This is a genomic window from Arenibacterium halophilum (assembly GCF_005938225.1).
GTDB classification, from domain to species: Bacteria; Pseudomonadota; Alphaproteobacteria; order Rhodobacterales; family Rhodobacteraceae; genus Arenibacterium; species Arenibacterium halophilum.
The window spans coordinates 671300-682791 of the sequence record NZ_VCPC01000002.1 but is presented as its reverse complement, the minus strand read 5'-3'; the positions used below and the strand labels follow the sequence as shown (position 1 = coordinate 682791).

9 protein-coding genes and 1 pseudogene are annotated in these 11492 nt (G+C 63.6%); 3 read left to right on the top strand and 7 right to left on the bottom strand.

Annotation, left to right across the window (positions count from 1 at the left end; genetic code table 11):
• The first annotated feature begins 24 nt into the window (after positions 1 to 24).
• A complete protein-coding gene (locus FGK64_RS10030) occupies positions 25 to 1038 on the top strand; it encodes an AraC family transcriptional regulator (RefSeq protein WP_138863662.1) in 1014 nt (337 codons plus the stop codon).
• 192 nt (positions 1039 to 1230) lie between these two features.
• On the opposite strand, the gene FGK64_RS10025 is transcribed toward FGK64_RS10030, so the two are convergent.
• Both FGK64_RS10025 and FGK64_RS10020 read right to left on the bottom strand, forming a co-directional pair.
• A complete protein-coding gene (locus FGK64_RS10025; RefSeq protein ID WP_138863661.1) occupies positions 1231 to 2010 on the bottom strand; it encodes an SDR family oxidoreductase in 780 nt (259 codons plus the stop codon).
• Entirely contained in the window at positions 2007 to 2336 is a 330-nt protein-coding gene (locus FGK64_RS10020; RefSeq protein ID WP_138863660.1) for a nuclear transport factor 2 family protein, read from the bottom strand. The genes FGK64_RS10025 and FGK64_RS10020 overlap by 4 nt, the downstream gene beginning before the upstream one ends.
• Before the next feature lie 112 nt (positions 2337 to 2448).
• Between FGK64_RS10020 and FGK64_RS10015 the strand changes: the two genes are divergently transcribed.
• The gene (locus FGK64_RS10015) at positions 2449 to 3372 is read left to right on the top strand and encodes a LysR family transcriptional regulator (RefSeq protein WP_138863659.1); all 924 of its coding nucleotides are present in this window, start codon (positions 2449 to 2451) and stop codon (positions 3370 to 3372) included.
• A gap of 60 nt (positions 3373 to 3432) precedes the next feature.
• Here the strand turns inward: FGK64_RS10015 and FGK64_RS10010 are convergent, their stop codons facing one another.
• From FGK64_RS10010 to FGK64_RS10000, 3 genes are all read right to left on the bottom strand, one after another.
• Positions 3433 to 3858 carry an organic hydroperoxide resistance protein gene (locus FGK64_RS10010; protein ID WP_138863658.1) on the bottom strand — a complete coding sequence of 142 codons (426 nt, stop codon included), beginning with the start codon at positions 3856 to 3858 and terminating at the stop codon, positions 3433 to 3435.
• 103 nt (positions 3859 to 3961) lie between these two features.
• Complete coding sequence (locus tag FGK64_RS10005; RefSeq protein WP_138863657.1) at positions 3962 to 4759, bottom strand: alpha/beta fold hydrolase; 798 nt, start codon at positions 4757 to 4759, stop codon at positions 3962 to 3964.
• Positions 4760 to 4838: 79 nt separating this feature from the next.
• Positions 4839 to 5777 carry an alpha/beta fold hydrolase gene (locus FGK64_RS10000; protein WP_138863656.1) on the bottom strand — a complete coding sequence of 313 codons (939 nt, stop codon included), beginning with the start codon at positions 5775 to 5777 and terminating at the stop codon, positions 4839 to 4841.
• 340 nt (positions 5778 to 6117) lie between these two features.
• Between FGK64_RS10000 and FGK64_RS09995 the strand changes: the two genes are divergently transcribed.
• Positions 6118 to 7086: a GlxA family transcriptional regulator gene (locus FGK64_RS09995; protein ID WP_138863655.1), complete on the top strand. Its 969-nt coding sequence runs from the start codon at positions 6118 to 6120 to the stop codon at positions 7084 to 7086.
• On the opposite strand, the pseudogene FGK64_RS22525 reads toward FGK64_RS09995, so the two are convergent.
• Together FGK64_RS22525 and FGK64_RS09985 are read right to left on the bottom strand one after the other, a co-directional pair.
• A pseudogene (locus FGK64_RS22525) lies at positions 7083 to 7703 on the bottom strand (IS6 family transposase). The gene FGK64_RS09995 and the pseudogene FGK64_RS22525 overlap by 4 nt on opposite strands.
• A 242-nt stretch (positions 7704 to 7945) precedes the next feature.
• A complete protein-coding gene (locus tag FGK64_RS09985) occupies positions 7946 to 11353 on the bottom strand; it encodes a calcium-binding protein (protein WP_138863654.1) in 3408 nt (1135 codons plus the stop codon).
• Positions 11354 to 11492 lie beyond the last annotated feature (139 nt).

Genomic DNA, 11492 nt, shown 5'->3' with positions numbered 1-11492 from the left:
ATCACGCCACGGCCAAGGCCCTCCATGACCGGTCACGACCCGATCTCCCTGACGACCGTATCAGCAGCGTTCATCCAGGACTGGCTTGATGCGTTGCGGTCTCGCTGCACCCCGGAGGAAATGATCTCCCTTCTGGAGCGCTCCGGTCTGCCAACTGGCCCGATGGTGCCGACACAGCGCATCACGCTCGAGGACATCGCAACCCTGTACCAGTTGGCCGCGCCGGCGACCGGCGATGAAATGATGGGCCTCTGGAGCCGCCCGATCCGCCCGCGCGCCCTGCAGCATCTCCTGACCGTGCAGCGTGAGGCACGCAGCATGGTCTCGGCGCTGTTTCGGTTTTCGACATTCTGGAACCTGCTGCTGGATGACTTTCGCCTGGAGTTGCGCAGCAATCCGCAAGACGTGGAACTGGCCTTGCTGCCCTACGCCCCCGACACCAAGCCCCAGCGTTTCGGCCACATGCTGATCCTCAAATTGGCGCATGGCCTGCTGTCCTGGCTGGGTGGGTCCGAAACCCCGGTGAAGGAGGTGCGCCTTGCCTTTGCCCGTCCAGACTTCGCAGCGGATTATTCGGTGGTGTTTCCCTGCACGCTCGCGTTCGACGCCACGCATACCAGCATCCTGTTCGACCCACGCAACTTTGACCGTCCGGTCACGCGCAGCCCCGCCGAAGCCTCCACGTTCCTCCAGCGTGCGCCGCTTGACTGGATCTTCACCGGCTCGCGGGCCCATACGAACAGCCTGCGCGTGCGCGCCTTCCTTTACGGAGCGACTTGGCAGAGCTGTCAGCTTCCCGATGCGGCCCGGGCCCTGAAAGTCACGCCCCGGACGCTGAACCGACGGTTGAAGGAAGAAGGCACCTCTTTTCAAAGCATAAAGGACGCCCTGCGCCGCGACATCGCGATCCGCGCGCTTCAGCTCGGGACGGAGAGCATCGAACAGATCGCTTTTGACACCGGTTATTCCGCTCCGTCGAACTTCCACCGCGCCTTTTACAGATGGACCAACCGGACGCCCGGATCATACCGGTTGTAAATTCGGCGTTCGCCCGCCTGTGGGAACGGCACGACCGGCCCTATACAGATTTGCATGGAATGCACCCCGGGGTTGTCAGACAAACGCGGGCCAGACTCCGCAAGGGCAGGACGGCTGCCCTTCTTATCGCGCAAAGACCACGCCACCCGGAAAGTGCGGCGGCGCGGTTTGCTGCTCGGTCCTCTTAGGAATTTAAGCCGTCGGCACGGTACCGCCGTCAATCACGTATTCCGTGCCTGTGATCGTGCCCGCGCGGTCTGACGCGATAAAGGCGATCAGATTGGCGATCTCGTCCGGCGTTGATGGTCGCCCAATAGGCACGCCGCCAAGCGAGTCCATGATCATCTGCTTGCCCTGCTGGACATCTACCCCGTGCTCCGAGGCAAGGCGCCTTGCCAGCTCCACGGCGGACTCCGTTTCGATCCATCCCGGAGACACCCGCACTACACGTACGCCGTTGGGCGAGACCTGCTTCGACAGACTTTTGCTGTAGGTTGAGAGCGCTGCCTTCGCGGCTGCGTAGGCCGTCGTTGCCTCCGGAAGCGGCAACTGGCTCTGGATCGAGGTGACATGGATCACCACGCCGGCGCCCTGCGCTTCCATGCCGGGCAGCAGCGCGCGGTCGAGCCGGATTGCCGGCATCAGGTTCAGGTCAATCTCCTTCTGCCACTCCACATCATCCAGCGCCCGGTAACCGCCCGCCGGGGCGGAAGAGCCGCCCAGCATATGCACCACCACGTCCACGCCGCCCAGTCTTTCGCGCACCGCCTCGGCCACCTCAGCGCAACCGCCGGAGTCGGTCAGGTCGGCCGCCACGAACTGTGCCTCGGACATCTCTGGAGGCCGCGTGCGGGCAGTGGTCAACACCCGCGCGCCCAATTCCTCGAAGAGCCGAACCGTGGCAGCCCCGGCACCGCGCGTGCCGGAGGTGACAAGCGCGCGCTTGCCTTCAAGCGTTATGAAGGAGTTCATGGCACGATCTCCAGCTCGGTGATCATCCCGTCCTTCAGCACAAAAAAGTACCTCAGGTCCACCGGGCTGCCGGGAAAGTTGCCGACGAGGTGGCTGTTGACGACGGTATGCCCGGCCTCCTTTGCCAGGGCGAAGGGTTCGACGGTGTAGGTGTACTTGGTCGAAGCATTCGCCATCCACTGCCGGATCGCGTCGCGCCCGGTATAGGTGTTGCCTTCGTCGACGACCACGGCGTCCTGTGTGAAGCACTCCGAGATCGCTTGGGCGTCGCTCTTCTTGTCGGCTTTGAAGTAGGTGTCGATGACGTCCGGAAGGTCGATACTCATGATCATTCTCCTGTTCTTCTCAGCTCCGTTGCTGATCACCCCAAATCTAGGACGTTGACGGAATGCCGATAACCGGGACAAAATGAGATGTGGAATTGCGGATTTCAGGACAATGGCCATCTACAAGCTCACGGATTTCGATGCGGTTCTGGCAATCAGCCGCAGGGGCTCCTTCAGGGCAGCCGCGCTTGATCTGGGTATGTCGACCAGCGCACTGAGCAATGCCATCGCCAAGCTTGAGGAGCAGCTTGGCGTGCGCCTGTTCAACCGGACCACCCGCAGCGTGTCGCTGACCGGGGCCGGACGCAGGTTCGTCGATCAGGTGAGTCCGGCCCTGCGCGACATCCACCAGGCACTCGACACGGTCCGTTCGCAGCAGGAAACGCCCTCGGGCGCGCTGCGGATCAACACTTTTGCCACGGCAGGGCGCGAGATCCTGGCACCGCTGGTCCTAGAGTTTCTCCGGCGGTTTCCCGAGGTTCGCGTCGACGTTGTCACCGAGGGGAACCTCGTGGATATCGTCGCCGACGGCTTCGATTTCGGGATTCGCAGCCAGCCGCTTGTGCCAAGCGATATGATCGCTATTCCGATCGGCCCCGCGCGGCGCTACGCAGTTGTCGGAAGCCCGGCTTATTTTGCCAGCCACAAGCCGCCGCACGTTCCGTCTGACCTGCTGTCCCATGCCTGCATCCGCACGCGGCTCCCCAACGGGGGCATGTTCCGCTGGCAATTCGAATCCGAGGGCGAGCCGGTGCAAGTGGACGTTGACGGCCCGATCACGCTCGATGAGGCAAGCATCGCGCGCATTGCCGCGCTCGAGTCGGTCGGGATCGGCTATTTCATGGAATCGGATGTTCAGGCCGATATAGACGCGGGGCGGCTGGTGCGGGTGCTTGACGAGTGGACCCCGCCTTTGTCCCCACTTTGCCTGTACTACCCCAGCCGGCGGAACCCACCCGCGGCCTTCAAGGTCTTCGTGGACCTGGCGCGCGAGCTCGCCCGGTCGTCTCGCGGGCGTCAGACGACTGGTTCATGAAAAAGGCACCGGGAGCGGATCTGCCCACGGTGCCCTTGAGATGAGATTTGAGAAAGCGGCTCAGGCAACACTCAGCCGCACCTGCGCGCCTTCACGCGCCAGGTGCGAATAGGGGCATGTGGCATGGGCCTCTTCCACCAGTTTCCTGGCGAGCTCTCCCTCGAGGCCGGGCAGGCTTGCGGACAGTGCAATGTCCAGCGCAAAGCCCGCCCCGTTGTCCCGGGGGCCGATGCCCACGGTGGCGGTCACGCTGGTGTCCTCGGATAATTTCTGCTTCTGACGACCGGCGATGAAGCGCAGAGCACTGAGGAAGCAGGCCGCGTAGCCGCTGGCGAAGAGTTGCTCGGGGTTGGTGCCTTCGCCGCCCGGTCCGCCCAGGGCCTTGGGTGTCGACAGCGACAGGGTGAGCGCACCGTCTTCGATTGAGGCGGTGCCGTCGCGGCCGTTGCCGCTGGCGGTGGCGTGGGTTTCGTAGAGGATCTTCATGTTCGGCTCCTTGATGTAATGTTCGTTTCGCGGGTGTCATGGCCCTTGGGGTGGTAGTCGCCCGCAGCCGCAGACGCTGGGCCTTCGGTCGCGGGCAGGTGGTTCAGTTGGCAGGAAGCAGCGCCTCGCGGGCGGCCTCGTCGATGGTAGCCGCCACCTCGGCAGGCCGGGTCATGAAGACCGCGTGGCTGGCAGCAACCTCAGTGACCTTGGCCCCGATGCGGGCAGCCATGTGGTGCAGCATCTCTTGGGCGAAGGCCTTGTCCTCGGTGGCGATCACGGCCCAGCTCGGCTTGGTGCGCCATGCAGCGTTCTCCAGAACGGTCCCGAAGACCTCCATGTTGATCGGCACCTGAGCATCGCGCATGAAGGCCACATCGGCATCGCTCACGTCATGAGCGAACCCGGCTTGGAAGCTGGCGGGCGCGACGAAACCGTAGCCGTCCTCGCCGATGTCGAGCTTGAACTCGGGCGGCGAGGTGAAGCCGTCGTACAGCTGTGCGGTGGTTTCGCCCGCGTCAGGCGACAACGCAGAGACATAGACAAGCCCGGCCACATTGGGGTGAATGCCCGCCTCTGTGATGACCGTGCCGCCCCAGGAGTGGCCGACGAGGATCGCCGGTCCGTCCTGCCTGCCCAGCGCCCGGTTGGTGGCGGCCACGTCATCGGCCAGCGATGTCAGCGGGTTCTGCACCATCGTCACATTGTAGCCGCGCGCTGTCAGGTCGTCGTAGACGCCGCGCCAGCCGGATGCGTCGGCGAAGGCGCCATGCACCAAAACAACGTTGCGGATGGTCTGGTCATCGGGGATGCGGGTCTGAGCGGAGGCATCGGTGATGCCGATGGTCCCCGCGGTGGCGGCCGCAGCGGCTGCGGCGATGAGATTCTGAAACTTGGTCATCGGATCGGTCCTTTTGGTTGGAAGATTGGGTGGGCTTGTGTCGGTCCGCGCCAAGGGGCGGGCGCGGCCCGTCGCGGCCTCAGCTGCGGGCGAAGGCCAACAGATCGGCGTTGATCAGGTCGGGGTGCGTGGCGAAGAAGCCGTGCGACAGGCCCGGATAGGTCTTCAGCGTGCCGTTCCGCAGCAGCTTGATCGCCTTGTGTGCCGAGTTGTCGATCGGCACGACCTGGTCATCCTCGCCGTGCAGCACCAGCACCGGCTGGGTGATGGCCTTCAGGTCCTCGGTGAAGTCGGTTTCCGAGAAGGCCCTGATGCCGTCGTAATGCGCCTTGGCGCCGCCGCTCATGCCCTGCCGCCACCAGTTGCGGATCAGGCCCTCGCTGACCTCGGCACCCTCGCGGTTGAATCCGTAGAAGGGGCCGGAGGGCACATCGAGAAAGAACTGGGCGCGGTTGGCGGCCAGGGCGGCGCGGAAGCCATCGAAAACCTCCGGCGGCACGCCGTCGGGGTTGGTCTCGGAGGCCACCATGATCGGAGGTACCGCGCCCAGCAGCGCAGCCTTGGCCACCCGTCCAGGCTCGGAAATGGCGACGTAGCGCGCCACCTCGCCGCCGCCGGTGGAGTGGCCGATATGGATGGCATCGCGCAGGTCGAGTGCGCGGGCCAAGTCTGCAACGTCGGCAGCGTAATGGTCCATGTCGTGACCGTCCGAGACCTGCTCGGAGCGACCGTGGCCGCGGCGGTCATGGGCAATGACGCGGTAGCCCTCGCCGAGAAAGAACAGCATCTGGTTGTCCCAGTCGTCTCCGGAGAGCGGCCAGCCGTGGTGGAAGACCACAGGCTGGGCGTCCTTCGGGCCCCAGTCCTTGTAGAAGATTTCGGTGCCGTCGCGGGTGGTGATCGTAGCCATCGTGAGGTGTCCTTCGATTTGAGCCAGGATGGAGGTCGGCAAGGTGAAGAGCGCGGCCGCAGCCGTTGCGCCCTTGAGAATTTCCCGCCGTGTAAGATCGGGTGTCATTGCCAGTCCTTTCGGTTTCGATGTGGACAGAGATAGATGGGTCGCGGCATCAAGGGACGTGGCGAAATTGACATCCTTCGAGGCAAAACTGACGATGCTAACAACCGCGCCCCCATGGGCGACATGGCCCAGTTCAATTGATGCCTGGTCGGCGGTGGCGGCCCCGCCGGTCGCTTTGTCAGGTGCGTGTGGGTTTCACTCCGTTCAGATTATGAATGGAAGCTACGACCTAACCGTCATTCCGATAAGGAGGACAAAAAGAGATGTGGAATTGCGATTTTCAGGATAAATCAACTCGCGCAAAGTTGGACAAACCGCAATCATGAAGGTGAACCAAAATATGTCTCGCGCTGCAGCCCCCGTGGCTGAAATCGGCTTGCTGATCTACCCCGACTGCCAGCTCTCGGCGATCTACGGCATGACCGACCTCTTCCGCATTGCCGGTGAATGGGCGGACGGGCGGGTGATCCGGGTGTCGCACTGGCAGTCCACCGACAAGGAGGTGGCCTGCACATGGGATAGCCACCCGGGCCGGCCGCACCGCCTCAGCCACGCCATCGCGCCGCCCAGTTTGGTGATGCCCGAGAAAATGGAACCCTATCCCGCCGCCGCCGACTGGTTGCGGGCGCGCCACAGCGAGGGCACCGTGCTGGGGTCGGTCTGTGCGGGGGCCTTCGTGCTGGCCGAAACCGGGCTGATGAACGGACGTCGCGCCACCACACACTGGGCCTTCGCCGAACAGCTCGCGCGCCGCTTTCCGGATATCCATGTCGCCGACGACAGGATGGTTCTGGACGACGGCGATATCGTGACCGCGGGTGGCATCCTTGCGTGGACCGACCTCGGCCTCACCCTGGTCGAGCGTTTCCTCGGACCGGCCACAATGCTCGCCACGGCGCGCTTTCTGCTGATCGACCCGCCCCGTTCCAGCCAGCGGCCCTTCGCGGCCTTTGTGCCACGTTTCGACCACGGTGACGTCGCCATCCGCCGGGCCCAGCACCACCTGCACGCGCATCTCTCCGAACCGCTTCAGCAGGCCGATCTTCACGCCGTGGCCGGGCTGACAGAGCGAACCTTCCTGCGCCGTTTTACCGCCGCCACCGGGCATCGCCCGAACACCTACCTCCAGCAGGTTCGCATTGCCAAGGCGCGCGAGTGCCTTGAGCGTACGATCGATCCAGTTGATCGGATCGCCTGGGATGTCGGCTATTCCGACCCTGCGGCCTTTCGAAAGATCTTTCACAAGCTCGTTGGAACCGCCCCTGCTGCCTACCGCCAGCGCTTTGGCATAGCGGCGGCGGAGGGTTAGCGCTCGGCGACCAGTCGGGTGCTGACAAACGGTGCTGTCAGACGAATGCGAACCGATTTCGGCAAACGCAGAATGGCGGCCCTTTTTGTCGGGCAGAGGCCGCGCAACTCGGCGAGAGCGGCGGCGGGGTTTGTTCCTGAAACTGGCTTGCGAGGAGAGGCTGCGCTTCGCGTTGAACAGGTTGTAATTCGAGGCGTGGACGGAGGCGAATTTCTGAAGACTTTGCAACCTCCGAAAGCGGAGCTTCGCCCGATTACGTCGTCGGAATGGCAGGTTGAGGTCTCAGCGCGTTTGTTCACCCACCGGCCCGTTTTCTGGCGATCAGCTGCTCCGATATCACGCAAAGCAGCGCCTTACGAGCAGAGTCTGTCCGTGACGACCGCCTCAGGCCGACCGTGCCAACGCCATGGACTTGATTGTATCTCCTCGCTCCGCCGTTTTCGGATTTCCAAGGCGAATATTGAACCGAACCTGTGCCACCATTTTCCGATGGTTTCGTGACCGATATCGCCGCGCCGCGCGTGATGCATATGCTCCACGTCGCGGAGGGGAGCGGGAAACCTCGCCAATTTCATCACCGCAAGGCGAATGATCTTGGAGCTTGTCTTGAAGTATATGAAAGGAGAGCGCCTTTACGTGAAAGGACACTGGCCAACACACTGCTCCGGCTCACGCCAGGTTCTTCTGACAGTGCCAACTCGAAGGCTCGGGTTGCGCAGAACCCGAGCATGGATGCATGCATGAAGACCGAAGGCTACGCTTCCAAGCCAAAGAGACGCAACCCGAACAGCCGCTTTACGCTGCTGCCCCACCGCCGCGACAGATCGGGCAACGGTGGGCCCACATCGCTCGGGCGACCTCAGACCAGGAAGAGATCATCCCCAAAGGTCGTCAGGTCGATGCCGAACTTATCGCGAACCTTAAGGCTATCGCCATCGCCGAAATCGAAGGTCAACGCCTTACCCGTGCTGTTCAGCGTGCCAAATATGTCGACGACCTCCTGACCGGATGGCGTGAACCCCAATTCGTCAAACAACCCGAGGTCCAATTCGATGCTGTCGCGCCCTTGGCGATAGTCGCGAATGATATCGCGGTCGAACCCCTCTCCAAAGACAAAGGTGTCGAGGCCCGGACCGCCGAAGAGGATGTCATCTCCGGTCCCGCCGCCGACGATGTCGGCCCCCTTGCCGCCCGACACCTGATCGTCGCCATCGCCGCCTCGGACAACGTCTGCGCCGCCTCCGCCGTCAAGCAGGTCATCGCCGTCGCCGCCGATCAGGACATTGTCGGCGCTGTCGGCGACGATAACGCGCGGGAGGCTGGAAACGGCAACCGTTTGGTCGTCGAACACAAGAGTCTCGATTTCGCGCAGGGTATCGGTTCCCTGTCCGACGACAGTCACGCTGTCATCCGCATTCACGGTGACGGTAAACTCGGCGAAGGCGCCCGAAAAAATCGCCCGGTCCAGACCTGCGCCACCATCGAGCTGGTCGTTGCCCGCGCCGCCGATCAGATCATCATCGCCTTCGTCGCCATTCAGGGTGTCGTGTCCGGCCCGACCCATCAAGATGTCGTTGCCCTCGCCACCGCTCAGGACGTTGGCCACGGCGGACCCGGCAATCGTATCGCCAAAGCGCGAACCAAGTGCGTCCTCGATATTGACAAGCAGGTCGCCCGTGGCGTCGCCACCAAAGGCGCGTTCCTGGCCGCTCAGGTCGATCCGAACTGCTGCGTTAGATGTCTCGTAGCTGGCCAGATCGCGTCCGTTTCCACCGTCGATAAGGTCCGCCCCGGCTCCGCCCGAAAGGATGTCGCGGCCAAACCCGCCCCGGAGAATGTCATTGCCCGAACCGCCGTTCACGGTGTCGTTGTTGCCCCCGCCGTCGAGCACGTCATCGCCGCCAAGGCCGTCGATCACGTCGTTGCCCCGGCCCCCGTTGATCTGGTTGCCGGCTCCCTGGCCCGTCAGCACATCGTCGAAGTCGCTGCCGGTGATGCCGTCGATGCCCGACAGAACGTCGCCCGATGCGTGGCCTCCGGTCGCGCTGCGGGCGTCGAGGTTCACGATCACCGCCGCGTCCGAGGCGGAATAGTCGATGATGTCGTTGCCGCCATCACCGTTGATCCGGTCAGCGCCATCGCCGCCCGAGATCACATCGTCGCCGTCACCACCAGAGATGGTATCGTCACCATCGCCACCGAAGATGATATCGTTGCCACGGTCGCCTTGCAGAAAATCATTGCCGTTGCCGCCGTCGAGAACGTCATCGCCCGCACGCCCCCGGATCGTGTCGTCCCCGTCGCCCAGCGCGATCTGATCGTTCAGAGCGGTGCCGTTCACCGCCTCGTCATCGGCATCGCCGGTGATCACGAAACGGTCGGTTCCAGCGACCATGCCGGTCAGCGAGGTGTTGTCGAGGTTGAGGCTGGTGCGATCGCCCATGTCGATCCTGATGGTGATCGCTTCGCTGCCACGGAACGGCGTGTTGCTACGGACGTTGCCAAAGCCCCACTGCGTGCCGAGAAACGTCACATCGTAATCCTGGCCAAGTCCGGTGCTGAAGGCCAGCCGGTCGAGGCCGGACAACGTGTCGTCGCGGAAGTCCTCGGCGCCCGCCTGGCCCGAGATCAGCAGGGTGTCGGTGCCCGACCCGCCATTGAAGGTGGCGCGCGTTGCGGCCGCTTCACCCAGAACAAGCTCGAGCGTGTCGCTGTCGCCACCGCCAACCAGCTCGAAAGTGCCCCCGAAGGCGGTCAGATGGTCGTTGCCGTTGCGGCCGGACAGTACCTCGACACCCTCCTGCAACGCCATGACGTCGCCTGCGCCGGTGCCGGTGATCTGTTCGATGTTGCGGAAGGTGTCGCCGTCCGCAAGTCCGCCACGGACCGGGCCTTCGCGACCGATGAACAGCGCCGCGCCCGCATTGGAATAATCAAGCTCGTCGAACCCGGCGCCACCGTCGATCAGGTCGGCCCCGGCCGAGGCCCGGATCACGTCGTCGCCCGCGCCGGTGCGGATGATGTCATTGCCGCCCAAGGCGTTGACAATGTCATCCCCTGCGCCGGTTTCGATCAGGTTGTCTGCGTTGTTGCCCGTGATCGCGTCGTCATGCGCGGACCCGATGACATTCTCGACGTCGACGATGACGTCGCCCTGCGCATCGCCGCCGCTGCCAGAGTTCGTGTTCAGTTTGACCGTGACGCCCGTTGCGGAGGCGGAATAGTCCACGGTGTCGATGCCGTCGCCCCCATCCAGACGGTCGGCCCCGGCGCCGCCGATCAGCAGATCGTCGCCTTCCTTGCCGAAAAGCCGGTCATTGCCCGCAGAGCCTGCAAGCGTGTCGTCGAAAAGCGAGCCCCGGAGCTCTTCGATCGACACATAGGTGTCACCCGCGGCAAAACCGCTGTTGTTGGACTGATCGCTCAGATCGGCGACCACGCCCCCGGTGGCCGCGATATAGTCGACCGCATCGGTGCCGCTGCCGCCGTCAAAGGTTGCGGCCGCCGCCCCGGCGATGAACACGTCGTTCCCGCCCAGGCCTTCGACCGTGTCAAGACCATTGACCATCTCGATGGTGTCGGCGCTGTTCGAGCCGCGAATGATCTCGAACCCCGTAAAAATGTCACCGGCCGCCCGGCCTCCTGTCACGATTACCGCACCGCCGATGTCGCGTGTGATCGAAATGCCATCGACCGACTGCGAGTAGTCGAGCGTATCGCGCCCGCTCCCGCCGGTGTAGGTATCGGCGCCATTACCGCCATCCTGAACGGTGTCATTGCCAGCGCCCAGATCAACATCGTCGATGCCATTCCCGGCGTTCACGAAGTCGTTGCCGCCGCCTGTGCGGATCAGGTTGGCGCCGTCAGTCCCCCGCACGATATCGTCGCCATCGCCGGTCGCCACGCCCTCGATACTCTGCAACACCACGGTCACGCCATCGGCCAGCAGGCGCTGGTTGCTGGAGTTCAGGCGGACCTCGACGTCGCGGTCTTCGCCGGACAGATCAAGGAAATCGGTGCCGCCGTTGCCCTGAAACGTCTCGCCGTCGACGAAGCCGGTGCCAAGGATGGTGTCGTCTCCGTCGCCGCCGATGATGACGTCGACACCTGCGCCGCCATCCAGAATGTCGTTGCCGTCACCGCCTTCCAGCCGGTCGTTGCCGCCAAGGCCGTTGATCGTGTCGTTGCCCCCGAGTCCCTTGATGCGGTCGGTCTCGTCCGTGCCGTTCAGGATGTCGTCGCCTGCAGTTCCGTTCTGGTCAGCCATTGGATTGTCCTCTGCCTTTGCAAAAAATGCCCAGCCAGATCGGCCGGATTGCAGATGGGTCGGTTGGACAGGCGCAACGGTTCAATTTCAGCGGAACATTTTTTTGCATTGGACGTGAGCGACGAAAACAACGGCCAAA